Annotated in this window: 21 protein-coding genes; 10 read left to right on the forward strand and 11 right to left on the reverse strand. The window is 68.1% G+C overall.

Translation table 11 applies throughout. From position 1 onward, the window contains the following. The first annotated feature begins 24 nt into the window (after nucleotides 1-24). Nucleotides 25-1,302, forward strand: coding sequence for a polyhydroxyalkanoate depolymerase (locus tag KGA65_RS07965; RefSeq protein WP_225862604.1), 1,278 nt, complete (start codon nucleotides 25-27; stop codon nucleotides 1,300-1,302). Nucleotide 1,303: 1 nt separating this feature from the next. Here KGA65_RS07965 and KGA65_RS07970 read toward each other — a convergent pair whose 3' ends face one another. Further along, nucleotides 1,304-2,566: an MFS transporter gene (locus KGA65_RS07970; RefSeq protein ID WP_225862605.1), complete on the reverse strand. Its 1,263-nt coding sequence runs from the start codon at nucleotides 2,564-2,566 to the stop codon at nucleotides 1,304-1,306. A gap of 80 nt (nucleotides 2,567-2,646) precedes the next feature. Here KGA65_RS07970 and KGA65_RS07975 point away from each other — a divergent pair, with 80 nt between their 5' ends. The 4 genes from KGA65_RS07975 (at nucleotide 2,647) to KGA65_RS07990 (ending at nucleotide 5,938) form a co-directional block, all read left to right on the forward strand. Further along, on the forward strand, nucleotides 2,647-3,510 hold the full coding sequence (locus tag KGA65_RS07975) for an AraC family transcriptional regulator (protein ID WP_225862606.1): 864 nt from the start codon (nucleotides 2,647-2,649) through the stop codon (nucleotides 3,508-3,510). Nucleotides 3,511-3,562: 52 nt separating this feature from the next. Next, nucleotides 3,563-4,675, forward strand: a complete 1,113-nt coding sequence (gene nadA / locus KGA65_RS07980) for a quinolinate synthase NadA (protein WP_225862607.1) — start codon at nucleotides 3,563-3,565, stop codon at nucleotides 4,673-4,675. 20 nt (nucleotides 4,676-4,695) lie between these two features. Then, on the forward strand, nucleotides 4,696-5,568 hold the full coding sequence (gene nadC / locus KGA65_RS07985; RefSeq protein WP_225862608.1) for a carboxylating nicotinate-nucleotide diphosphorylase: 873 nt from the start codon (nucleotides 4,696-4,698) through the stop codon (nucleotides 5,566-5,568). A gap of 85 nt (nucleotides 5,569-5,653) precedes the next feature. After that, nucleotides 5,654-5,938, forward strand: a complete 285-nt coding sequence (locus KGA65_RS07990; protein WP_225862609.1) for a late competence development ComFB family protein — start codon at nucleotides 5,654-5,656, stop codon at nucleotides 5,936-5,938. 6 nt (nucleotides 5,939-5,944) lie between these two features. On the opposite strand, the gene nadB is transcribed toward KGA65_RS07990, so the two are convergent. The 10 genes from nadB to KGA65_RS08040 form a co-directional block, all read right to left on the reverse strand. Then, a complete protein-coding gene (gene nadB / locus KGA65_RS07995; RefSeq protein ID WP_225862610.1) occupies nucleotides 5,945-7,570 on the reverse strand; it encodes an L-aspartate oxidase in 1,626 nt (541 codons plus the stop codon). Between the two features lie 177 nt (nucleotides 7,571-7,747). Beyond that, complete coding sequence (clpB, locus tag KGA65_RS08000) at nucleotides 7,748-10,336, reverse strand: ATP-dependent chaperone ClpB (RefSeq protein WP_225862611.1); 2,589 nt, start codon at nucleotides 10,334-10,336, stop codon at nucleotides 7,748-7,750. A gap of 130 nt (nucleotides 10,337-10,466) precedes the next feature. Further along, nucleotides 10,467-10,949, reverse strand: coding sequence for a flavin reductase family protein (locus KGA65_RS08005; RefSeq protein WP_225862612.1), 483 nt, complete (start codon nucleotides 10,947-10,949; stop codon nucleotides 10,467-10,469). Next, a complete protein-coding gene (locus KGA65_RS08010) occupies nucleotides 10,946-11,461 on the reverse strand; it encodes a molybdenum cofactor biosynthesis protein MoaE (RefSeq protein WP_225862613.1) in 516 nt (171 codons plus the stop codon). The genes KGA65_RS08005 and KGA65_RS08010 overlap by 4 nt, the downstream gene beginning before the upstream one ends. Before the next feature lie 4 nt (nucleotides 11,462-11,465). Further along, nucleotides 11,466-11,720 carry a molybdopterin converting factor subunit 1 gene (gene moaD, locus KGA65_RS08015; RefSeq protein WP_310740943.1) on the reverse strand — a complete coding sequence of 85 codons (255 nt, stop codon included), beginning with the start codon at nucleotides 11,718-11,720 and terminating at the stop codon, nucleotides 11,466-11,468. Between the two features lie 10 nt (nucleotides 11,721-11,730). Further along, entirely contained in the window at nucleotides 11,731-13,002 is a 1,272-nt protein-coding gene (locus KGA65_RS08020) for a molybdopterin molybdotransferase MoeA (RefSeq protein WP_225862614.1), read from the reverse strand. Further along, nucleotides 12,995-13,534 carry a molybdopterin-guanine dinucleotide biosynthesis protein B gene (gene mobB / locus KGA65_RS08025; RefSeq protein ID WP_225862661.1) on the reverse strand — a complete coding sequence of 180 codons (540 nt, stop codon included), beginning with the start codon at nucleotides 13,532-13,534 and terminating at the stop codon, nucleotides 12,995-12,997. Before mobB ends, KGA65_RS08020 begins: the two co-directional genes overlap by 8 nt. 23 nt (nucleotides 13,535-13,557) lie before the next feature. Then, nucleotides 13,558-14,973: a threonine synthase gene (gene thrC / locus KGA65_RS08030; RefSeq protein WP_225862615.1), complete on the reverse strand. Its 1,416-nt coding sequence runs from the start codon at nucleotides 14,971-14,973 to the stop codon at nucleotides 13,558-13,560. A 17-nt stretch (nucleotides 14,974-14,990) separates the two neighbouring features. Next, on the reverse strand, nucleotides 14,991-16,301 hold the full coding sequence (locus tag KGA65_RS08035) for a homoserine dehydrogenase (protein WP_225862616.1): 1,311 nt from the start codon (nucleotides 16,299-16,301) through the stop codon (nucleotides 14,991-14,993). A 51-nt stretch (nucleotides 16,302-16,352) separates the two neighbouring features. Then, the gene (locus KGA65_RS08040) at nucleotides 16,353-17,579 is read right to left on the reverse strand and encodes a pyridoxal phosphate-dependent aminotransferase (protein WP_225862617.1); all 1,227 of its coding nucleotides are present in this window, start codon (nucleotides 17,577-17,579) and stop codon (nucleotides 16,353-16,355) included. Nucleotides 17,580-17,681: 102 nt separating this feature from the next. Between KGA65_RS08040 and KGA65_RS08045 the strand changes: the two genes are divergently transcribed. The 5 genes from KGA65_RS08045 (at nucleotide 17,682) to moaA (ending at nucleotide 22,424) form a co-directional block, all read left to right on the forward strand. Next, nucleotides 17,682-18,050 (forward strand): Mth938-like domain-containing protein, encoded by a 369-nt coding sequence (locus KGA65_RS08045; RefSeq protein WP_225862618.1) that lies wholly within the window; start codon nucleotides 17,682-17,684, stop codon nucleotides 18,048-18,050. Nucleotides 18,051-18,134: 84 nt separating this feature from the next. Beyond that, entirely contained in the window at nucleotides 18,135-18,611 is a 477-nt protein-coding gene (locus tag KGA65_RS08050) for a peroxiredoxin (RefSeq protein ID WP_225862619.1), read from the forward strand. A 137-nt stretch (nucleotides 18,612-18,748) separates the two neighbouring features. Then, nucleotides 18,749-20,407, forward strand: coding sequence for a PhoH family protein (locus KGA65_RS08055; RefSeq protein WP_225862620.1), 1,659 nt, complete (start codon nucleotides 18,749-18,751; stop codon nucleotides 20,405-20,407). A 118-nt stretch (nucleotides 20,408-20,525) separates the two neighbouring features. Continuing rightward, on the forward strand, nucleotides 20,526-21,236 hold the full coding sequence (locus tag KGA65_RS08060) for a C40 family peptidase (protein WP_225862621.1): 711 nt from the start codon (nucleotides 20,526-20,528) through the stop codon (nucleotides 21,234-21,236). 48 nt (nucleotides 21,237-21,284) lie between these two features. Next, a complete protein-coding gene (moaA, locus tag KGA65_RS08065) occupies nucleotides 21,285-22,424 on the forward strand; it encodes a GTP 3',8-cyclase MoaA (protein ID WP_225862622.1) in 1,140 nt (379 codons plus the stop codon). Nucleotides 22,425-22,438: the final 14 nt, after the last annotated feature.

Below are 22,438 nucleotides of genomic sequence, written 5' to 3' on the forward strand. Positions count from 1 at the left end.
CCGCAACTTGCCTGAGCCCGCCTCATGAAGACCTCTGCCCTGCCCTCCCCGCACGGCTGGCTCTACAGCGGCTACCAGATGCAGAGCGACTGGCTGACCCCGCTGCAGACCGGTGCCCGTTGGTCCTCGGATTGGCTGGACGGCTGGGACCGCCAACTCGGGCTGCCGCCGTTGTGGCGCTCCTGGGGCGCGGCGCTGGAGGTCTTCTCCCGCCTGCGCCTGTCCCACCGGCGACCGGATTTCGGCATCCGCCAGGTCAGCGCGCCCCAGGGTGAGTCAGAACAAGCCATTCCTGTGCATGAGCGCACGGTGCTGCGCCGCCCCTTTGCCAGCCTGGTGCATTTCCGCCGCGATGACCTGGATGCACGGGCGCAGGCCCCGTTGCCCCGGGTGCTGGTGGTGGCACCGCTGTCGGGCCATTTCGCCACCCTGCTGGTGGACACAGTGCGCACCCTGCTGCAGGACCACGATGTCTACATCACCGACTGGCACAACGCCCGCGACGTGCCGCTGCGGGCCGGCCGCTTCGGCCTGGACGAGTACGTCGAGCAGGTGATCGACTTCATCCAGTTCCTCGGTCCCGACACCCATCTGCTGGCCGTCTGCCAACCCTGCGTGCCCACGCTGGCCGCCGTGGCCCTGATGGCCCAGCGCAACGACCCGGCGCAGCCCCGCAGCATGACGCTGATGGCCGGCCCGATCGACACGCGCATCAACCCGACCCAGGTCAACGAACTGGCCACCTCGAAGCCCATCGAATGGTTCGAGCAGAACCTGATCTCGCGCGTGCCGCTGCGCTACCCCGGGGCCATGCGCCGGGTCTACCCCGGCTTCCTGCAGCTCACCGCCTTCATGAGCATGAACCCGGACCGGCACCGCCAGGCCTTCGTCGGCCTGTACAAGGCCCAGATGGCCGGCGACGACAGCAAGGCCGAGGTCACCCGCCGCTTCTACGACGAGTACTTTGCCGTCAACGACCTGCCGGCCGAGTTCTACCTGGAAACGGTGGCCAAGGTGTTCCAGACCTGGGATCTGGCCCGGGGAGAACTCGTCGTGCATGGCGAAAAGGTGGACACCGGCGCCATCCGCAAGACCGCCTTGTTCACGGTGGAGGGGGAACGCGACGACATCTGCGCCGTCGGGCAGACGGTGGCCGCCCACGATCTGTGCCCCGGCATCCGCCCCTACATGAAGGCCCACCACGTCCAACTGGGCGTGGGCCACTACGGCGTCTTCAGCGGCAGCCGCTGGCAGCGGCAGATCTACCCCCGCGTGCGGGAGTTGATCCACAGCCACAGCTGAATCAGCCCCCGCGGCGGGCCACGATGCCCCGCCCCACGGCCGAAGCGACCACCACACCCAGCAGCAGCATCCCGGCCGAGCCCAGGAAGACCGCGCCCGGCCAGTGGTGGTCCATCAGCGCGCCAAACGCGGGCGCGGCCAGCGCAAAGCCCAGGTCCAGGCCCGAGTACACCAGGCCGTAGACCCGGCCGGTGGCGCCGGCGGGGGCGGCCTGGCGGATCAGCATGTCGCGCGAGGGACCGGCCAAGCCGGTGCCGAAGCCAGCCGCCGCCGCGCCCAGGGCCGCGGGCCAGGCCGGCAGCCAGCCGGTGCCCGCCAGCGCCAGCAGCACCGCCGCCAGCATCATCGCGGCGGCGATGTTGCGCTCCAGCCGCTCGGTGCGGGTCAGCAGAAAGCCACCCAGCACCATGCCCACCGCGCCGCAGAGCATGTAGCCCGTCACGACGAAGGCCGTGCGCTCCAGGGGCAGGCCGTACAGCATCGTCAGCGCCGGACTGGCAAAGCTCTGCACCGCCGCCAGCGCGGCCGTGGTGAAGAAAAAGAACGAGAAGCACAGCCACACCGACGGCAGCCGCAGAAAGGCCAGCGGATGCTCGCGGTCCTGCGCCGTCGGTCCGGCCGGGGTTCGGGCCGGGGTCGCGGTCGGGACACGGTCATCCAGCAGATCCCGCTGCCAGACCACCAGCGCCAGCACCCCCAGAGCCACCAACGCCATGCCCACATAGGCGGCACGCCAGTTGCCGAAAACCGTGGCCAGGCCGATGCTGAACACCGGTGCGGCCGCCCAGCCCAGGTTGCCGGTGAGGCCATGGACGGAAAAGGCATGCCCCAGGTTGCGCGGCGACACCCGTTTGTTGAGGATGGTGAAGTCCACCGGATGGAACGGCGCATTGCCCAGGCCGGCGAAGATCGCCGCCAGGGCCAGCCCCGCCATGCCATGGGCATTGGCGGCTGCCAGCGAAGCGGCCACGAAGCTGCTCAATGCCGCCCACAGCACCGGCCGCGCCCCAACACGGTCGACCAGAAAGCCCGCCAGTGCCTGGCCGATGCCCGAGACCACGAAGAAGGTCGTGACCAGCAGGCCCAGTTCGGCATAGCTGAAACCGAATTCCCGGATGAAGGCCGGGAACAGCGGCGGCAGCAGCAGGTGAAAGAAGTGCGAGGTGCCGTGGGCCAGGCCGATCAGGCCGATGATGCGGACGTCCTGGCGCGGCGCGTCCGGGCGGTCCGGGGCGGCACCGGGGTTCAGGGTGGTGGTGGTCATGGCCGCCATGGTGGCAGCACTGCCACGGCAAAGTGGCGATACTGGGCCAACTTCTGTCGAAATCCAGCCAAGCCCCCGCCATGGCCCTGTCGCCTCGTCCCGACCGCCGGACCAGCCTGCCCCCGCTGGATCCCCAACGTTTTGCGCCCACGCCGGCCCGGCCGCTGCGCGCCAAGGCCCGGCCCCTGGCGCGGCAGGCCGACATCCAGCCGCACCAGCACGATTGGGCCCAGTTGGTCTTCTCGCTCGACGGCACGCTGCGCGCCAGCACGCTGCGCCCCGACGGCAGCGGCACCAGCTACCTGGTGCCGCCATCCCAGGCGGTGTGGATTCCGCCCGGGCGCATCCACACCGTCACCGCGGTGGAACGGGTCGAGCTGCGCACGCTCTACCTGGCCACCCCGGCCAGCCCGCTCGGTGCGGCGGCGCCCGCCGAACGCGATGCCTGGCGGGAGGGCCGGGTGCTGGCCGTCAGTCCGTTGCTGCGGGAGTTGGTCCAGGCCCTGGCGGTGCTGTCCGAACGATCCAGCCTGCGTCCGGGTGAACAGGCGCGCGAACAGGCCCTGGCCCTGCTGGTGCGCGACGAGCTGATCCAGGCCCGCCCCGTGCCCCTGGGCTTGGCCCTGCCGGGCGAGCGGCGGCTGCGCCGGCTGTGTGAACAGATGCTGGCCCAGCCCGGGCGCCACGCCGACCTGGCCGGGTGGGCCGGCGAGGTCGCGGCCAGTCCACGCACCCTGGCCCGCTTGTTTCGGGAGCACCTCGGCACCACCTTCGGTCAATGGCGCCAGCAACTGCTGCTGGCCCAGGCCCTGACCCTGGCCGCACGCGGCCAGTCCATGCACCTGATCGCCGCCGAGCTGGGCTACCGCAGCCCCAGCGCCTTTGGTGCCATGGTCAAGCGCATGGTGGGCCAGCCCCCGGGGCAGTTCCTGGCCCGCGCCTGAGCCAGAGGCCCTGCCCGCCAACCCTGCACACCAACGAACCTAAAATCCTGCCATGAGCGAAGTTCAGTTCGACTACACCCGCCAGGACGCCAGCGGCGCCAGCTGCACCGCCCACGCCTGGGCCAAGGTGCCCGCCCCGCTGACGCCCGCGCAGCGGGACGACCTCAAGCAGCGCGCTGCCGCCCTGCTGAAGGCCCGCAACGCGGTGCTGGTGGCCCACTACTACGTGGACGGCGACCTGCAGGACCTGGCCCTGGAGACCGGCGGCTGCGTGGCCGACTCGCTGGAGATGGCGCGCTTCGGCCGTGACCACGCCGCCCAGACCCTGGTGGTGGCCGGCGTGCGCTTCATGGGCGAATCGGCCAAGATCCTCTCGCCCGGCAAGACGGTGCTGATGCCCGACCTGGACGCCACCTGCTCGCTGGACCTGGGCTGCCCGCCCGAGGACTTCGCCGCCTTCTGCGACGCCCACCCCGACCGCCAGGTCGTGGTCTATGCCAACACCAGCGCCGCGGTGAAGGCCCGCGCCGACTGGATGGTGACCAGCTCCTGCGCGCTGGCCATCGTGCGCCACCTGAAGGAACAAGGCCAGAAGATCCTCTGGGCGCCGGACCGCCACCTGGGCCGCTACATCCAGGAAGAAACCGGCGCCGACATGCTGCTGTGGAACGGCGCCTGCATCGTGCACGACGAGTTCAAGGGCCTGGAGTTGGAGCTGCTGAAAGCCCAGCACCCCGACGCGCTGGTGCTGGTGCACCCCGAATCTCCGCGCAGCGTGGTGCAGCTGGCCGACGTGGTGGGCTCCACCTCGCAGATGCTCAATGCGGTGATCCACGGCAGCGCCAAGGAATACATCGTCGCCACCGACAACCTGATCATGCACCGCATGCGCCAGCTGGCGCCGGGCAAGGTGCTGATCGAGGCCCCCACCGCCGGCAACAGCGCCACCTGCAAGAGCTGCGCGCACTGCCCCTGGATGGCCATGAACGGCCTGCAAGGCGTGGTGGACTGCCTGGAGCGCGGCGTGGGCGAGATCACCGTCGATGCAGCCACCGGCGAGCAGGCGGTGCATTGCATCACCCGCATGCTGGATTTCGTCGCCGCTCACCCCTCGGCCCTGGCGCCCAAGGTGCAGGGCATGGTCCGCGGCATCGGCGCCGCCTGAACCCGAGGCCCTCTTTCCCGATGTACGACCACGACGAAACCCTGGAAGAAGCCCGCGCGCGCAACGTGCGCGACGCGCTGTTCGAAGACATCGGCCGCGCCGACTGGACGGGGCTCTTGGTGCCGGCCGGCCGCCGGGTGGCGGCCCGTGTCACCGTGCGGGAAGATGCCGTGCTCTGCGGCCGCGACTGGTTCGCGGCCTGTCTGGCCACGCTGGACCCAGCCGCCACGGTGCAGTGGCATTACGCCGAGGGCGATCGCATGGCCGCCAACACCCCGGTGTGCGAGATCCAGGCCGACGCCCGCGCCCTGCTCTCGGCCGAGCGGCCGGCGCTGAACTTCCTGCAGCTGCTCTCGGGCACCGCCAGCATCACCCGCCGGCATGTGGAGGCGATCGAGGGTGCCTCGCCCAACCCGCGCGGCTGCGCGGTGCTGGACACCCGCAAAACCCTGCCCGGTCTGCGCCAGGCGCAAAAGTACGCGGTGCGGGTGGGTGGCGGCCAGAACCAACGCCTGGCGCTGTGGCACGGCATCCTGATCAAGGAGAACCACATCGCCGCGGCCGGCGGCATCCCGCAGGTGCTCCAAGCTGCCGCCGAGCTGAACGCCGGGGTGGAGATCCAGATCGAGGTGGAAAGCCTGGCCCAGTTGCAGGAAGCCCTGGACCACGGCGCCACCAGCGTGCTGCTGGACAATTTCAGCCTCGAGATGATGCGCGAGGCCGTGACCTTGACCGCTGGCCGTGCCTTGCTGGAAGCCTCGGGCGGCGTGACGCTGGACGGCCTGCGCGCCATCGCCGCCACCGGGGTGGACCGCATCTCCGTCGGCAAGCTCACCAAGGACGTGGTGGCCACCGACTACTCGATGCGGGTGCTGGATCGACTGACAGCGTGAGACGGCACTGACGCGGTGATGAAGGCCCGCCCTGGCGGGCCTTTTTCACGCCCGGAGTCGGCCAGAACAAGGCAGACTCTCACCCATGGACATCGCCTCGATCCACAACTGGTACGAAAAGGCCGTCTTCGCGACGGTCATGCAGCAGGCCCAGAACTTCCCTCACCTGCTGGAGAACGACGACGCGCTGGCGGACATCGCCTGCGTGGCGTTGAACCGGCTGCCGCCGCGCTACATCCGCCACGACGTGGACCTGGCCTTCTTCCAGACCGAGCAGGAACGCACGGAGTCGGAGCGGGCGGTGGAAGAAGCCGTCGAATTCGCGATCGGCTTCGTCCAGGCCCGCAACGCGATGCGCGCCCGCCGCTGAACGCGCTCAGCGGCTCCTGGCCTTGCGCGTCAGCACGGTCGGGAAGCTGACCGGCAGCGTGTGCGGGAAGTCGCGGCTGTAGTGCAGGCCGCGGCTTTCGTGCCGCATCAGGGCGGAGCGGACGATCAGCTCGGCGCTCACCACCAGATTGCGCAGCTCCAGCAGGTCGCGGCTGACGCGGAAGTTGGCGTAGTAGTCGTCGATCTCGTCCTTGAGCAGCTTGATGCGGTGCAGCGCCCGTTCCAGCCGACGGGTCGTGCGCACGATGCCGACGTAGTTCCACATCAGCAGGCGCAGCTCGTCCCAGTTGTGGGCGATCACCACCTGCTCATCGGCATCCTCCACCAGGCTTTCATCCCAGGCCGGCAGCTTGGGCAGCACCGGCTCAGCGGCCTGCAGGATGGCGTCCACGCAGCTGTGGCCCAGCACCACGCATTCCAGCAGCGAGTTGCTGGCCAGGCGGTTGGCGCCGTGCAGGCCGGTGTAGGTGGCCTCACCCACCGCGTACAGGCCCGGCAGGTCGGTGCGGCCCGCCAGGTCGGTCACCACGCCACCGCAGGTGTAGTGCGCGGCCGGCACCACCGGGATGGGCTGGCGCGCGATGTCGATGCCCAGCTCCAGGCAGCGGGCGTAGATGGTCGGGAAGTGTTCCTTCAGGAAGGCCTCGCCCAGGTGGGTGGCGTCCAGCCACACATGGTCCAGGCCATGCTTCTTCATCTCGAAGTCGATGGCGCGGGCCACGATGTCGCGCGGGGCCAGCTCGGCCCGGGCGTCGTGTTCGGGCATGAAGCGCAGGCCCCAGGGCGAACCGTCGGTCGAAGGCACGTTGGGCAGACGCAGCAGGCCGCCCTCGCCCCGCAGCGCCTCGGTGATCAGGAAGCTGCGCTCCTGCGGGTGGTACAGACAGGTCGGGTGGAACTGGATGAACTCCATGTTCGCCACCCGGCAGCCGGCCCGCCAGGCCATCGCGATGCCGTCGCCGGTCGAGGTCTCGGGGTTGCTGGTGTAGCGGTAGACCTTGCCCACCCCGCCGGTGGCCAGCACCACGGCCCGGGCCGGCAGGGTCTCCACCTTGCCGGTGTCGATGTCCAGCGCATACACCCCGTGGCATTGCGGGCTGCCATCGGACTTTTTCACGTGCCGGTTGGTGATCAGGTCGACCGCCATCCAGCGCGCCCGCAACTCCACGTTCGGATGGGCGCGCGCACGTGCCAGCAGGGCTTCATGGATGGCCTTGCCGGTGGCGTCGGCCGCGTGGGCGATGCGCCGCACTGCATGGCCGCCTTCCCGGGTCAGATGCAGCCCCAGCGGGCCGGCCGGGTCCGGCGAAAACGGCACGCCCTGGGCCACCAGCCACTCGATGGCCTGTGCGCTGTTCTGGGCGATGTAGCGCGCGGTGTGTTCATCCACCAGCCCGGCACCGGCCTCCTGGGTGTCGCGCACATGGGACTCGACGCTGTCGTCCGACCCCAGCACCCCCACGATACCCCCCTGGGCCCAGGCGGTGGCCGCCTCACCCAGATCGCGCTTGGCCAGCACGACCACCTTCTGGCCCTTTTCGGCCAGGTTCAGGGCCACCGTCAGGCCACCCAATCCGGCCCCGACGATCACCACCGGGTTTTCGCTCGTCATCACCCGTCCAACTCATCAAAGTGTCACATGACACCAAGGGGGATTCTACGAACTTGTGCCCGCCAGGGGGCGCCGTAGGCCATCCCTGTGAGCGCCCAGATGGCACACAGCCCGCAGGAGACTTGCGGCTCCCCGGGCTGTGTGTGGACACAGGGGCCGGCTCGCGACCCCTGAGGCTCAGTGCACCACGCGACCGAAGGTCAGCGCGCCGCCGTCGACGTCGATCGGGATCACGTCCTTGGGCCCGAACTTGCCTTCCAGGATCAGCTTGGCAACCGGGTTCTCGATCTGGTGCTGAATGGCCCGCTTGAGCGGACGCGCCCCGAACACCGGGTCGAAGCCCGCCTTGGCGATCTCGGCCAGCGCCGCCGGCGACACCTCCAGCCGCATGTCCATCTTGGCCAGCCGCGCCTCCAGCCCCTTGAGCTGGATCTTCGCGATCGACGCGATGTTGGCCTGGTCGAGGGCGTGGAACACCACCGTCTCGTCGATCCGGTTCAGGAACTCCGGACGGAAGTGCTGCTTGACCTCTTCCCAGACCGCGGCCTTGATCACATCGTTCGCCTGACCGGTCATGGACATGATCAGCTGCGAGCCCAGGTTGCTGGTCATCACGATCACGGTGTTCTTGAAGTCCACCGTGCGGCCTTGACCATCGGTCAGGCGGCCATCGTCCAGCACCTGCAGCAGCACGTTGAACACGTCCGGGTGGGCCTTCTCGACCTCGTCAAGCAGCACCACGCTGTAGGGCTTGCGGCGCACGGCCTCGGTCAGGTAGCCGCCTTCGTCATAGCCCACATAGCCCGGAGGCGCGCCGATCAGACGGCTCACGGAGTGCTTCTCCATGAACTCGCTCATGTCGATGCGGATCATGTGGTCCTCGCTGTCGAACAGGAAGCCCGCCAACGCCTTGCACAGCTCGGTCTTGCCCACGCCGGTGGGGCCCAGGAACAGGAAGCTGCCCAGCGGCCGGTTCGGGTCGGACAGGCCGGCGCGGCTGCGGCGGATCGCATCGGACACGGCCACGATGGCCTCGTCCTGCCCCACCACGCGCTCGTGCAGCTTGGTCTCCATCTGCAGCAGCTTGTCGCGCTCGCCCTGCATCAGCTTGCTGACCGGGATGCCGGTGGCGCGGCTGACCACCTCGGCGATCTCCTCGGCACCGACCATGGTGCGCAGCAGCTTGTTGGCCGCGCCCGCGGGCTTGCCGGCCTCCTTGGCCTGGGCTTCCTTCAGGCGCTTTTCCAGCTCCGGCAGCTTGCCGTACTGCAGCTCGGCCACCTTGTTGAAGTCACCCTTGCGCTTGAACTCCTCGATCTGGAAGCGGATCTTGTCGATCTCCTCCTTGACCTGGGCGCTGCCCTGGGCGGTGGCCTTCTCGGCCTTCCAGATCTCTTCGAGGTCGGCGTACTCGCGTTCCAGCTTGGTGATCTCTTCCTCGATCAGGCCCAGGCGCTTCTGCGACGCCTCGTCGGTTTCCTTCTTAACCGCCTCACGCTCGATCTTCAGCTGGATCAACCGGCGGTCGAGCTTGTCCATCGATTCCGGCTTGGAGTCGATCTCGATCTTGATCTTGGCCGCGGCCTCGTCGATCAGGTCGATGGCCTTGTCCGGCAGGAAGCGGTCGGTGATGTAGCGGTGGCTCAGCTCGGCCGCAGCCACGATGGCGGGGTCGGTGATCTCCACGCCGTGGTGCACCTCGTACTTCTCCTGCAGGCCGCGCAGGATGGCGATCGTCGCCTCCACGCTGGGCTCATCGACCAGCACCTTCTGGAAGCGGCGCTCCAGTGCGGCGTCCTTCTCGACGTACTTGCGGTACTCGTCCAGCGTGGTGGCGCCGATGCAGTGCAGCTCACCGCGCGCCAGGGCCGGCTTAAGCATGTTGCCGGCGTCCATCGCACCCTCGGCCTTGCCGGCACCCACCATGGTGTGCAGTTCGTCGATGAACAAGATCACGCGGCCCTCTTCCTGGGCCACTTCCTTGAGCACGGCCTTCAGCCGTTCCTCGAACTCGCCGCGGTACTTGGCCCCGGCCAGCAGGCCGGCCATGTCCAGCACCAGCACCTTCTTGTCGCGCAGGGTGTCGGGCACTTCGCCGTTGACGATGCGCTGGGCCAAGCCCTCGACGATGGCGGTCTTGCCCACGCCCGGCTCACCGATCAGCACCGGGTTGTTCTTGCTGCGGCGTTGCAGCACCTGGATGGCGCGGCGGATCTCGTCGTCGCGGCCGATCACCGGGTCGAGCTTGCCCTGGCGGGCGCGCTCGGTCAGGTCCAGGGTGTACTTCTTCAGCGCTTCGCGCTGGCCTTCGGCCTCGGCCGAATCGACCTTCTGGCCGCCGCGCACCGCCTCAATGGCAGCCTCCAGGGCCTTGCGGGTCAGACCATGACCGCGCACGACGCCGCCCAGATCGGACTTGGCATCGGCCAGGGCCAGCAGGAACATCTCGCTGGCGATGAAGCTGTCGCCACGCTGCATGGCCTCCTTGTCGGCCTGCTGCAGCAGTTGCACCAGATCACGACCCGCCTGCACCTGGCCACCGCCCTGCACCTGGGGCAGGCCGCCGATGGCGGTGTCCATCGCGGTCTTCAGGGCCGCGGTATTGGCTCCGGCACGCTCCAGCAGAGCCTTGGGGCCGTCCGGCTGAGCCAGCATGGCGGCCAACAGGTGGGACGGCTCGATGTACGGGTTGTCCTGCGCCACAGCCAGGCTCTGGGCCTCGGCCAGGGCTTGCTGGAACGCAGTGGTGAGCTTGTCAAGACGCATGAATGTTTCCTCCGATTGCGAAGGCACATGGGCGCCGCCCCCGCGATTTCAAGAGGTTGACCGACATGGCCGGCCCACGACTTGACTCACATCAAGCCAATCGAGTCGCCCGCGGCCCGGGGTGAGCCATTCAGAGGATGTCGCCCAGCGCCCGGTAGCAGCCGGCGTGGTAGACCAGGGGCTCGCCCTCGCCCTGGTGCACCTGCAGCACCCGGCCGATGAAAAGGCGGTGGTCCCCGGCGACCTGCACACTCTCGCGGGCGCACTCGAAGCTGGCCAGGGCGTCCCGCAGCAGCGGCGCCTCGGTGAGGCCCTGTCCCCAGGCCCCCACCGCGAAACGGTCGCCGCTGCGGCCGGCAAAGGCCTGCGAGACGTCCATCTGCGTCTGCCCCAGCACATTCACCGTGAAATGCGCCGCCTGCTCGAACGCCGCCACGCTGGGGCTGGCGTTGCGCAGCGACCAGAGAATCAGGGCCGGCTCCAGCGACAGCGCGTTGAAGGAGTTGACGGTCAGGCCAATCGGGTCGCCCTCGGCCGTCCGACAGGTCACGATGGTGATGCCGGTCGTGAAGCGCCCCAGGGCGCCCCGCAGTTGCTTGGCGTCCAGGCTCATGCCGTACCCGCCTCGCCCGCGTTGGCCGAGGGCAGCCCCCAGCGGGCCAGCGCCGCGTCGTCGGCCACCCGGGCGTCCACCCAGCGCGCCCCGTCCGGGGTGGTTTCCTTCTTCCAGAACGGCGCCTGGGTCTTGAGGTAGTCCATCAGGAACTCGCAGGCCTGGAAGGCCTCGCCCCGGTGGGCCGAGCTGACGGCCACCAGCACGATCTGGTCGCCTGGGGCCAGTCGCCCCACCCGGTGGATCACCCGTGCGCCGCGGATGTCAAATCGAGCCAGGGCCGCATCGATCATCGCCTCGATGGCCCTTTCGGTCATGCCGGGGTAGTGCTCCAGCTCCATGGCCGAAACCTCTCCCGGCTGGGCCCCGTGGCGGTCGCGCACCGTGCCGACGAAGCTGACCACCGCCCCCACCCCGCCGTCGCCAGCGCGCAGCGCGGCCACGGTCTGGCTCAGGTCGAAATCGGCCGTCTGGATGGCGACGCGGGTGGCGGGACGCTGTGCTTGCGACATCGCGTCAGCCCCCCGTCACCGGCGGGAAGAAGGCCAGCTCGTCTCCTTCGGCCAGCACCGTCTCGCCCGCGGCCAGCGTCTGGTTGACGGCGGCCCGCACCGGCCGCCCGGGTGCCAGTGCCGCGGTGGCGGCCTCGCTCTCGGCAGCCAGGTGGGCCCGGGCCTGGGCCACGGTCGCGCCAGCGGGCAGTTCCAGCGCCCGGCTGGCCCCCAAGGTCTCGCGCAGCGAGGCAAAGAACAGCACCTGAATCCGCATCATGGCCCCTGTCTCAGGCCCCCGCGGCCAACACGGGCAGCGGGTAATAGTCCACCACATCCCCGGCGGCGATCATCTGCCCGCCCGGGTTGTCCAGCAAGCCGTCGGCCCACACCGCCGAGCTCAGCACGCCCGAGCCCTGGTTCGGATAGGGCTGCAACCGCCCGTCATCGCCCACCCGCACACGCAGGAATTCGCGCCGACGATCGGGCCGCGGCCAATCGAAGCCGGCGGTCAGTCGCAAGGGCCGCGGCAACGCGCAGGCGCCCCCTTGCAGGGCCCGCAGCAGCGGCGCCACGGTGAGCCAGAAGGTCACGAAGCTCGCCACCGGATTGCCCGGCAGGCCCATCAGCAGGGTCTCGCCGCCCATGGCGCGGCGCACCGCCCCCACCGCCAGCGGCTTGCCCGGTTTGGCGGACAGCTGCCAGTGGTGCAGCCAACCTTCGGCCTGCACCGCGGGCCGCAGGTGATCCTCTTCCCCGACCGAGGCCCCGCCCGAGGTGACGATCAGGTCATGGCCCGCTGCCGCCTCGCGCAGGCTGGCCTGCACACGCGCCCGCTGATCGGGCACGGCGCCCAGGTCGGTCACGTCACAGCCCAGCGACTGCAGCAGGCCGCGCAACATGAAACGGTTGCTGTTGTAGATCGCGCCGGGTTTGAGCGGCTCGCCCGGCAGCACCAGCTCGTCCCCGCTGCACAGCAGGGCCACGCGGGGCCGACAGTGCACGGTCAGCGTGGACACGCCCACGGCGGCGGCCAGGCCCAGCGCCTGCGCAGTCAGCCGCTGGCCGGCGGCCAGCACCTCGGTCCCGCTGGCCACGTCCTCGCCGCGCCGGCGCACCCATTGCCCGGACGGCACGCATTCCTGCACCTGCACCCGCCCCCAGGGTGTGCCCGCCTCCGGCTGGGCCAGGCAGGCCTCCTGCATCACCACGGCATCGGCGCCCTCCGGCAAGGGGGCCCCGGTGAAGATGCGCGCGGCCGTGCCGGCTGCCAGCGGGGTGCCGGCATGGCCGGCGGCGATGCGCTGGCTCACCGGCAGCACGGTGCCCGCTTGCGGCACATCGGCGCTGCGCATGGCGTAGCCGTCCATCGCGCTGTTGTCGCAGGGCGGCACATCCACACGGGCCCGCACGGGGGCCGCCAGCACACGCCCCAGCCCATCGAACAGCGACACCGTCTCGGTCGCCTGGCATCGATGGCTGTCGGCCAACTCAGCCAGTTGCGCCAGCACCGCTTCCAGCGCCAACAAGGGCGGCCGGGCGGAAGGAGATGAATCAGCCATGGTGGGGAGGATGGTAGAGGTAGCGTTCACCGCTGGCCAGCAGATGGCGCACCAGCAACGCGGGTTCGTTCAGGTCCAGCACCGGCACCCGGGGCACCTCGGGCAGCGAAGCCGGGTCGTCAGTGATGACGGCCACCACCTGCGGGTCGTGCAGGAACAGCGGCTCGCGCCCCGCCGGCCCCACCCCGTCACGCCACACCTCGACCTTGGGCAGGTCTTCGTGCTTGAAGCCTTCGACCAGCACCCAGTCGCAAGGGCTCAACTCGGCGATCAACACATGCGGATCCAGCACCTGCGGCTGCGCGAACTCCCGCATCAGGGCCAGACGGTGGCTGTTGGCCACCAGCACCTCGCCGGCCCCGGCCTGGCGGTGGCGCCAGCTGTCCTTGCCGGGGTGGTCGATGTCAAAGCGGTGATGGGCATGTTTGATCACCGACACCCGCTGCCCCGCGGCACGCAGGCCGGCGATCACGCCTTCCAGCAGCGTGGTCTTGCCCATGCCGGATGCACCGCAGACGCCGATCACCCGCATGGCCGCGCCGAGGTCCTGGGGCCTCAATCCTGGCAATGCTCGGCCACGAAGGCCTTCACCACGTCGACCTGGGCCGGCACCACGGTGAAACGCTTGGGCAAGGCCTCCAGGCCCGCCAGCACGGCCGGCCGTTCGGGTTCGCGGCCCAGAGCCTCGCGGATCGTCGCGGCGAACTTGGTCGGCAGCGCCGTCTCCAGCACGATCATCGGCACGCCCGCCTCGACATGCTCGGCGGCGACCTTCACGCCATCAGCGGTGTGCGGATCGACCAGGGTGGCAAAGCGCGCCCAGGTGCTGCGGATGGTGGACAGCCGGTCGGCATGGGTGCTCTTGCCCGACTGGAAGCCGAAGTCGGCCACGTGGGCGCGCTCCTCGGCGTTCAGTGTGAACACGCCTTCGCGGGCCAGGGTCTCACCGAACAGGGTCCGCACCCGCGCGCCATCACGGCCCAGCAGGTCGCAGACGAAGCGCTCGAAGTTGGACGCCTTGGAGATGTCCATCGACGGGCTGCTGGTCTCGTGCGTCTCGGCGCTGCCGCGCACCCGGTAGCTGCCGGTGCGGAAGAACTCGTCGAGCACGTCGTTCTCGTTGGTCGCCACCACCAGGTGCTTCACCGGCAGGCCCATCATGCGGGCCACATGGCCGGCACAGACGTTGCCGAAGTTGCCCGAGGGCACGCAGAAGCTGACCTGCTCGCTGTTGTCCTTCGTGGCTTGGAAGTAGCCGGCGAAGTAGTACACCACCTGGGCCAGCAGGCGCGCCCAATTGATCGAGTTGACGGTGCCGATCTTGTACTGGCGCTTGAAGGCCAGGTCGTTGGACACGGCCTTGACGATGTCCTGCGCGTCGTCGAACACGCCTTCCACCGCCAGGTTGTGGATGTTGGCGTCCTGCAGGCTGAACATCTGGGCCTGCTGGAACGGGCTCATGCGGCCGTGCGGGCTGAGCATGAAGACCCGCACGCCCTTCTTGCCGCGCATGGCGTATTCGGCCGCGCTGCCGGTGTCGCCCGAGGTGGCACCCAGGATGTTGAGCTGCTCGCCGCGGCGGGCCAGTTCGTACTCGAACAGGTTGCCCAGCAGCTGCATGGCCATGTCCTTGAAGGCCAGGGTCGGCCCGTTGGACAGCGCCTCGATCATCAGGCCCGAATCACCCAGGCGGCGCACCGGCACGATGGCCTCGCTGCCAAAGACCTCGGCGGTGTAGGTCTTGTCGACCAGGGCCTTCAGATCGGCAGCCGGGATGTCGTCGATGTAGAGCGAGAGGATCTCGAAGGCGAGCTCTGCATAGCGCAGGCCGCGCCAGCGCGCCAGCGTCGCCGCGTCCACCTTCGGGTAGGCCAGCGGCAGGTACAGGCCGCCATCCGGCGCCAGGCCTTCCAGCAGGATTTCGCAGAAGCGGCGCTCGGTGCGGTCGCCGCGGGTGCTGATGTACTTCATGATCGCTCCCGGGCCGTTCAGGCCAGCTCTTCCTTGCGCAGGCTGACGATGGGGGCCAGCACGGTCGGCAGGGCCTGCATCTTGGCCTGGGCGGCGCGCAGCCGACCTTCGATGGTCTTGTGCGTCAGGATGATCAGGTCGGTCTGACGCTCGCCGTCCTCGGATTCGCGCTGCAGCACCGCGTCGATCGAGATGCCGTTGTCGGCCAGGATGCCGGTGATCTCGGCCAGCACGCCGGCCTCGTCGGCCACCCGCAGGCGCAGGTAGAACGAGGTCTGCACGGCCTCGATCGGCAGGATGGGCGTGTCGGCCAGCGCGTCAGGCTGGAAGGCCAGCGACGGCACACGGTGCCCCGGCTCGGCGGAGGCCAGGCGGGTGATGTCCACCAGGTCGGCGATCACCGCCGAGGCCGTCGGCTCGGAGCCAGCGCCCTTGCCGTAGTACAGCGTGGTGCCCACCGCATCGGCCTGCACCAGCACCGCGTTCATCGCCCCTTCCACATTGGCGATCAGGCGCTTGGCCGGGATCAGCGTCGGGTGCACGCGCAGCTCGATGCCGTCATCGCGATGCTTGGTGATGCCGAGCAGCTTGATGCGGTAACCGAGTTGCTCGGCATAGCGGATGTCCAGCGCCTGCAGCTGGGTGATGCCCTCGACATGCGCCTTGTCGAATTGCACCGGGATGCCGAAGGCCAGCGCGCTCATCAGCGTGACCTTGTGGGCCGCGTCCACACCCTCGATGTCGAAGGTCGGATCGGCCTCGGCATAGCCCAGCCGCTGGGCCTCCTTGAGCACCACGCTGAAGTCCAGACCCTTCTCGCGCATCTCGGAGAGGATGAAGTTGGTGGTGCCGTTGATGATGCCGGCGATCCACTCGATGCGGTTGGCGGTCAGGCCCTCGCGCAGCGCCTTGATGATGGGGATGCCGCCAGCCACTGCGGCCTCGAAGGCCACCGTGACGCCCTTCTCCCGCGCGGCGGCGAAGATCTCGCTGCCATGCACGGCCAGCAGCGCCTTGTTGGCGGTGACCACATGCTTGCCCGCGGCGATGGCCTCCAGCACCAGGGTCTTGGCCACGCCGTAGCCGCCAATCAGTTCGACAACGATGTCGATTTCGGGGTTGGCAATCACCTCCCGCGCATCGCCCACCACCTTCACGCCCTCGCCCACGATGCTGCGCGCACGCTCGGTGTCCAGGTCGGCCACCATGGTGATCTCGATGCCCCGGCCGGCGCGGCGCCGAATCTCCTGCTGGTTGCGCTGCAGGACATGGAAGGTACCGGAACCAACGGTGCCGATGCCGAGAAGGCCGACCTGGATGGGTTTCATGCGATGACTCAGTCTGTGGAACGCGGGAAAGGAATTGTCAGCGACCGCGGGTCAGGTGCCGTGACGCTTGCGATAGCGGTCGAGGAAGCGCGCGATGCGCCCGATGGCCTCGGTGAGGTCGTCGGTGTTGGGCAGGAACACGACGCGGAAGTGGTCCGGGTCGGGCCAATTGAAGCCGGTGCCCTGCACGATCAACACCTTCTCCTGGGCCAGCAGATCGTAGGCGAACTGCTGGTCGTCGGCGATCGGATAGATCTTCGAATCCAGGCGCGGGAACATGTAGAGCGCCGCCTGGGGCTTGACCACGCTGACGCCCGGGATCTGGGTCAGCAGGTCGTAGGCCAGGTCGCGCTGACGGGCCAGCCGGCCGCCCGGCGCCACGAGGTCCTTGATGCTCTGGTAGCCGCCCAGCGCGGTCTGGATCGCCAGCTGGCCGGGCGTGTTCGCGCACAGGCGCATCGAAGCCAGCATGTTCAGGCCTTCGATGTAATCCTTGGCGCGCTTCTTGTCGCCCGACACCACCATCCAGCCGGAACGGTAACCGCAGGAGCGGTAGTTCTTCGACAGCCCGTTGAAGGTCAAGAACAGCACGTCCTCGGCCAGCGAAGCGATGCTGGTGTGGGACACGCCGTCGTAGAGCACCTTGTCGTAGATCTCGTCGGCGAACACGATCAGGCCGTGCTCACGCGCGATGTCCACAATGCCCTGGAGGATCTCCACCGGGTACAGCGCACCGGTCGGGTTGTTCGGGTTGATCAGGACCAGCGCCTTGGTGTGCGGCGTGATCTTGGCGCGCATGTCGTCCAGATCGGGCAGCCAGCCGCTGCCTTCATCGCAGCGGTAGTGCACCGGCGTGCCGCCCGACAGCGACACCACGGCCGTGTAGAGCGGGTAGTCGGGCGACGGGATCAGCACCTCGTCGCCAGCATCCAGCAGGGCGTTCATGCTGAAGGCGATCAGCTCGGACGCGCCGTTGCCCAGGTAGACATCATCGACCGTGACGCCCTTGATGCCCTTCTCCTGGCAGTAGTGCACCACCGCCTTGCGCGGCGCGAACAGGCCCTTGCTGTCGGTGTAGCCGGCTGCGTCGGGCAGGTTGCGGATCATGTCCTGGATGATCTCGTCAGGCGGCAACAGGCCGAACGCGGCCACATTGCCGATGTTCAGCTTGATGATCTTCTGACCTTCATCTTCCATCTGGCGGGCCTTGTCCAGCACAGGCCCCCGGATGTCATAACCTACGTTTTCAAGCTTGCTGGACTTGGCTATCGGTTTCAAACCGCAATCTCCTGCAATGCCCCTGCACTTGGGTGTGCTCTTAGGTCGGGGAAACCTATAATTAAAACATAGGTAGCCCCCTCAGATCGCGCAGGAGCATTCGTGAAATTCCAACCCGACACGCTGGAGGGCGTCAATGCCATTGCCCGCATCGAGCCCGGCCGGGTCTGGGTGCGGCAGGCACAGTTCGAGCACAGCGTGCTGGTGCCCTGGCAGGGCCAGGTGCAGGCCTGGGACGCCCGCCAGCCCAGCGACCTGACCAGCACACATTTCGAGCCACTCGTGGCGCTCGCGCCCGAGCTGGTGATCTTCGGCAGTGGGCCGCGCCACACCTTCATCTCGCCGCAGCTCTATCGCGCCCTGATCGAACAGCGCATCGGCATCGAAACGATGGACACCGCCGCAGCCTGCCGCACCTACAACGTGCTGGTCAGCGAAGGCCGCCGGGTCGTGGCCGCCTTGCTCCTCTGAGCCAACGATGCGAAGGGACTTGACGGTTCAACTTATAATTCGAAGTTGTGCCTTTCATAGGCACCCTGCTGAACACCCATTCTCATGACGCCAGCCCTCAACAAACCTCTGCCGGACATTGAAGCGCAAGCGACGGGTGGTGTGAAGTTCACACCCCAATCGTTTCATGGTCAAACTGTGGTGCTGTACTTCTACCCCAAGGACAACACGCCCGGTTGCACGACCGAAGCAATGCAATTCCGGGATCATCACGAGGAATTCGTGAAAGCCGGCGCCGTGGTGTTTGGCGTCTCGCGCGACAACATGGCCTCGCACGACAAGTTCAAGCAGAACCTGGAACTGCCGTTCCAGCTGATCGCCGACACGGAAGAGAAACTGTGTCACATGTTCGGCGTGGTCAAGAACAAGATCATGTACGGCAAGAAGGTCAAGGGCATTGAGCGCTCGACCTTCCTGATCGACAGCCATGGCGTGCTGCGGGCCGAATGGCGCGGCATCAAGGTGGCAGGCCATGTCGACGAGGTTCTCAAGGCCGTGCAGGAACTGAAAGTCGCCGCCTGAGACACCGGTTTGCACAGCGCGCGAGTTGTGCATAATGGGTCCATGCCCGAGCAATTTCCGTCGCGCATCCCCCGAAAAGCCGCACAGTCGTCTGTGCGGCTTTTTTGTTTCTGAAATTCAGTTCAGGCCCTTCGTCCATGCCCCTGCCCAAGCCTCCTGCCCATCGCGCTGTCATCCTTCCCGCCACGGCTTACGACACCCAGGCCGCCCCCAAGACACGCCGCAGCACCGCCAAGGCGGCACCCGCCCAAGCTGACGAGCCCCACCCCGCCCTGGAATTGCGGCCTGAAGCCGCAGAGATTCCCGCCGCCCGCCCATCGGCGCTGCCGGTCAAGGCCCCCGCCCAGCCGCGCCCGCCGCAAGCCGCCACGCCTCCGCGCCCCCGCCCCCGCAAGCCCCGCGAGGCCGGCCCGGCCAAGCTCTTCGTGCTGGACACCAACGTGCTGATGCACGACCCGATGTCGATCTTCCGCTTCGACGAGCACGACATCTACCTGCCGATGATCACGCTCGAAGAGCTCGACGGCCACAAGAAAGGCATGAGCGAGGTGGCTCGCAACGTGCGCCAGGTGAGCCGCGAACTGGATGCCCTGGCCGCCGACGCCGGCCCGGATGCCGCCGCCGGTGTGCCGCTGGCCAAGTCGGGGCACCGTGAAGCCGGCGGCAAGCTGTTCTTCCAGACGACGTTCCTTGATGTGTCGCTGCCAGCCGGCCTGCCACAGGGCAAGGCCGACAACCAGATCCTGGGCGTGGTCCAGTCGCTGCGCGAGCAGTTTCCCCAGCGTCAGGTCGTGCTGGTGTCCAAGGACATCAACATGCGGGTCAAGGCCCGTGCGCTCGGCCTGGCCGCCGAGGACTACTTCAACGACAAGACCCTCGACGACGGCGACCTGCTCTACACCGGGGTGCTGCAGTTGCCAGCGGACTTCTGGGAGCGCCATGGCAAGACCATGGAGAGCTGGAGCCAGGCCGGCCACACCTACTACCGCATCACCGGCCCGCTGGTGCCGGCCCTGATGGTGAACCAGTTCGTCTACCTCGAAGCCGCGGGAGAGGCGCCACTGCATGCGCGCGTCACCGAAATCACCGGCAAGACCGCCGTGTTGAAGACGCTGCGCGACTACACGAGCGGCAAGAACGCCGTCTGGGGCGTGGCCGCCCGCAACCGCGAACAGAACTTCGCCCTCAACCTGCTGATGGATCCCGAGGTCGATTTCATCTCCCTGACCGGCACCGCCGGCACGGGCAAGACGCTGATGACGCTGGCTGCCGCCTTGTCGCAGGTGCTGGAAGACCGTCGCTACAGCGAGATCATCGTCACCCGCGTGACTGTGCCGGTGGGCGAGGACATCGGCTTCCTGCCGGGCAATGAGGAAGAAAAGATGGGCCCCTGGATGGGGGCCCTGGACGACAACCTGGAAGTCCTGGCCCGCAGCGACAGTTCGGCCGGCGAATGGGGCCGCGCCGCCACCAACGACCTGGTGCGCAGCAAGATCAAGATCAAGAGTCTGAACTTCATGCGCGGTCGCACGTTCTTGAACAAGTTCGTGCTCATCGACGAAGCCCAGAACCTCACCCCCAAGCAGATGAAGACCTTGATCACCCGCGCCGGCCCCGGCACGAAGATCGTCTGCCTGGGCAACCTGGCCCAGATCGACACCCCCTACCTGACCGAGGGCAGTTCGGGCCTGACCTACGTGGTGGACCGCTTCAAGGGCTGGCCCCACTCGGGCCATGTGACGCTGGCCCGCGGCGAACGCTCGCGTCTGGCGGACTTCGCTTCGGACGTCCTGTGATGCATGGGCCGGCCATCCCCTGTCGGACACCATCCGCAGGGGAAAGCTGGTCTTTTCACGCTCTTCTCGTACCTCTTGAAACTTGACACCCTGCTGTCTTCTCGCCTATTCTCGACCAGTGCATCATCGACAGAAGCATTTCCCTCACCACCATGCCATCACGGGCCGCCTGCCGGCCCTGCATCAGGCCAAGCGGTTGGGTCGTTGGGTTCGACACTCCTCACTGATCACCGCACTGGCGCTTGCCGGTGTGACGGTGCATGCCGCCCCTGATGTGGGCGGTGCCGGTGATCCGGTGATGCGACTGCTGGAGCAACGCGGGTTGTTGCCGGTGAATGCCACGCCAAATACGGTGGCCCCAAGCGCTGCAGAACCCACCTCCGGCAATTCCCTGCTGAATCAGGTGCGGAACCGGGCCTCCGATTTGGTCGTGTCGGCGATGGACTTCATCGGCGTGCGCTACCGCCGCGGTGGCAACAATGCCTCCGAAGGTTTTGATTGCTCCGGCTTCACTCGCCATGTGTTCGAGAACAGCATTGGCTTGGTGCTGCCGAGGCGTGCCGAAGAGCAGGCTCGCGACCCGAGCCTGCTGAAGATCAACGCCACCGATCTGCGCCCTGGCGATCTGGTGTTCTTCAACACGCTGCGCGCCACGTTCTCGCACGTGGGCATCTACGTCGGTGACGGCAAGTTCATCCATGCCCCGCGCACGGGCAGCGAAATCCGCATCGACGACATGCGGCAGTCGTACTGGGTCCAGCGCTTCACCGGTGCCCGTCGGGTTCCCCAGGTGAACGGCTCCGAGCTGAACAACAACCCGACGCCCTGAAGGGTGTCCCCCCAGGCGTGGCCTGGGCTTGCGCACAATAGGCGCGTCATGAAACGCAAGGTCATCCTGTTGCGCGACGCGTCGAGCCATCAGGTCGAGCCTCCGGCCGCCGCGCCATCCCCACTCCCCGCCGCGTCATGGGGCGCCCACACGCCCCCGCTGGTCGACGGCCTGGGCAGACCCCTGCGTGACCTGCGCATCTCGGTCACCGACCGCTGCAACTTCCGCTGCAGCTACTGCATGCCCAAGGAGGTGTTTGATGGGCACCAGTTCCTGCCCCACGCCTCGCTGCTCAGCTTCGAAGAGATCGCACGCACGGCACGCGTGTTCGTGCAGCTGGGCGTGCGCAAGCTGCGCTTGACGGGCGGCGAGCCGCTGCTGCGGCGGCAGGTCGAGCAGTTGATCGAACCCCTGGCTGCGCTGCAGACGCCAGACGGGCGCCCCGTCGACATCGCCCTCACCACGAATGGGTCCGTCCTGGCGCGCAAGGCCGCCGCCCTGAAATCCGCCGGGCTGCGCCGCGTGACGGTGAGCCTGGATGCGCTGGACGACGCCGTCTTCCAGCGCATGAACGACGTGGGCTTCCCGGTGGCCGAGGTGCTGGACGGCATCGACACCGCGCTGGCGGTGGGCCTGGGGCCGGTCAAGGTCAACATGGTGGTCAAGCGCGGCACCAACGACCAGGAGATCCTGCCATTGGCCGGCCATCTGCGCGACCGCTATGGCGACCAGATCCGTCTGCGCTTCATCGAGTACATGGACGTGGGCGCCACCAATGGCTGGCGCATGGACGAGGTGCTGCCCTCCACCGAGGTGCGCACCCTGATCCAGTCCCGCTGGCCGCTGGTTCCCCTGGAGGCCGAAACCCGTGGCGAAACCGCCGAGCGCTGGCGCTATGCCGACGGCCGCGGCGAGGTCGGCTTCATCTCCAGTGTCACCCGCGCCTTCTGCCGGGGCTGCAACCGCATCCGACTCTCCACCGAGGGGCGCCTCTATACCTGCCTGTTCGGCAGCCAGGGGCATGACCTGCGCGGCCTGCTGCGCAGCGGGGCCGATGATGCCCAACTGGCCGAGCGCATCCACCAGGTCTGGCAAGGCCGAACAGACCGCTATTCGGAACTCCGCGGCAGCACCGAAGCCAGCGTCGCGACACAGCCCCGCATCGAAATGCACTACATCGGCGGCTGAACCGCCGATGCGCC

Source organism: Ideonella benzenivorans, from assembly GCF_020387415.1.
Lineage (GTDB): Bacteria > Pseudomonadota > Gammaproteobacteria > Burkholderiales > Burkholderiaceae_C > Ideonella > Ideonella benzenivorans.

Coding starts and splice junctions, on each gene's coding strand:
- KGA65_RS07965 (WP_225862604.1), top strand. CDS start 25: ATGAAGACCTCTGCCCTGCCCTCCCCGCACGGCTGGCTCTACAGCGGC.
- KGA65_RS07970 (WP_225862605.1), bottom strand. CDS start 2,566: ATGACCACCACCACCCTGAACCCCGGTGCCGCCCCGGACCGCCCGGAC.
- KGA65_RS07975 (WP_225862606.1), top strand. CDS start 2,647: ATGGCCCTGTCGCCTCGTCCCGACCGCCGGACCAGCCTGCCCCCGCTG.
- nadA (WP_225862607.1), top strand. CDS start 3,563: ATGAGCGAAGTTCAGTTCGACTACACCCGCCAGGACGCCAGCGGCGCC.
- nadC (WP_225862608.1), top strand. CDS start 4,696: ATGTACGACCACGACGAAACCCTGGAAGAAGCCCGCGCGCGCAACGTG.
- KGA65_RS07990 (WP_225862609.1), top strand. CDS start 5,654: ATGGACATCGCCTCGATCCACAACTGGTACGAAAAGGCCGTCTTCGCG.
- nadB (WP_225862610.1), bottom strand. CDS start 7,570: ATGACGAGCGAAAACCCGGTGGTGATCGTCGGGGCCGGATTGGGTGGC.
- clpB (WP_225862611.1), bottom strand. CDS start 10,336: ATGCGTCTTGACAAGCTCACCACTGCGTTCCAGCAAGCCCTGGCCGAG.
- KGA65_RS08005 (WP_225862612.1), bottom strand. CDS start 10,949: ATGAGCCTGGACGCCAAGCAACTGCGGGGCGCCCTGGGGCGCTTCACG.
- KGA65_RS08010 (WP_225862613.1), bottom strand. CDS start 11,461: ATGTCGCAAGCACAGCGTCCCGCCACCCGCGTCGCCATCCAGACGGCC.
- moaD (WP_310740943.1), bottom strand. CDS start 11,720: ATGATGCGGATTCAGGTGCTGTTCTTTGCCTCGCTGCGCGAGACCTTG.
- KGA65_RS08020 (WP_225862614.1), bottom strand. CDS start 13,002: ATGGCTGATTCATCTCCTTCCGCCCGGCCGCCCTTGTTGGCGCTGGAA.
- mobB (WP_225862661.1), bottom strand. CDS start 13,534: ATGCGGGTGATCGGCGTCTGCGGTGCATCCGGCATGGGCAAGACCACG.
- thrC (WP_225862615.1), bottom strand. CDS start 14,973: ATGAAGTACATCAGCACCCGCGGCGACCGCACCGAGCGCCGCTTCTGC.
- KGA65_RS08035 (WP_225862616.1), bottom strand. CDS start 16,301: ATGAAACCCATCCAGGTCGGCCTTCTCGGCATCGGCACCGTTGGTTCC.
- KGA65_RS08050 (WP_225862619.1), top strand. CDS start 18,135: ATGACGCCAGCCCTCAACAAACCTCTGCCGGACATTGAAGCGCAAGCG.
- KGA65_RS08055 (WP_225862620.1), top strand. CDS start 18,749: ATGCCCCTGCCCAAGCCTCCTGCCCATCGCGCTGTCATCCTTCCCGCC.
- moaA (WP_225862622.1), top strand. CDS start 21,285: ATGAAACGCAAGGTCATCCTGTTGCGCGACGCGTCGAGCCATCAGGTC.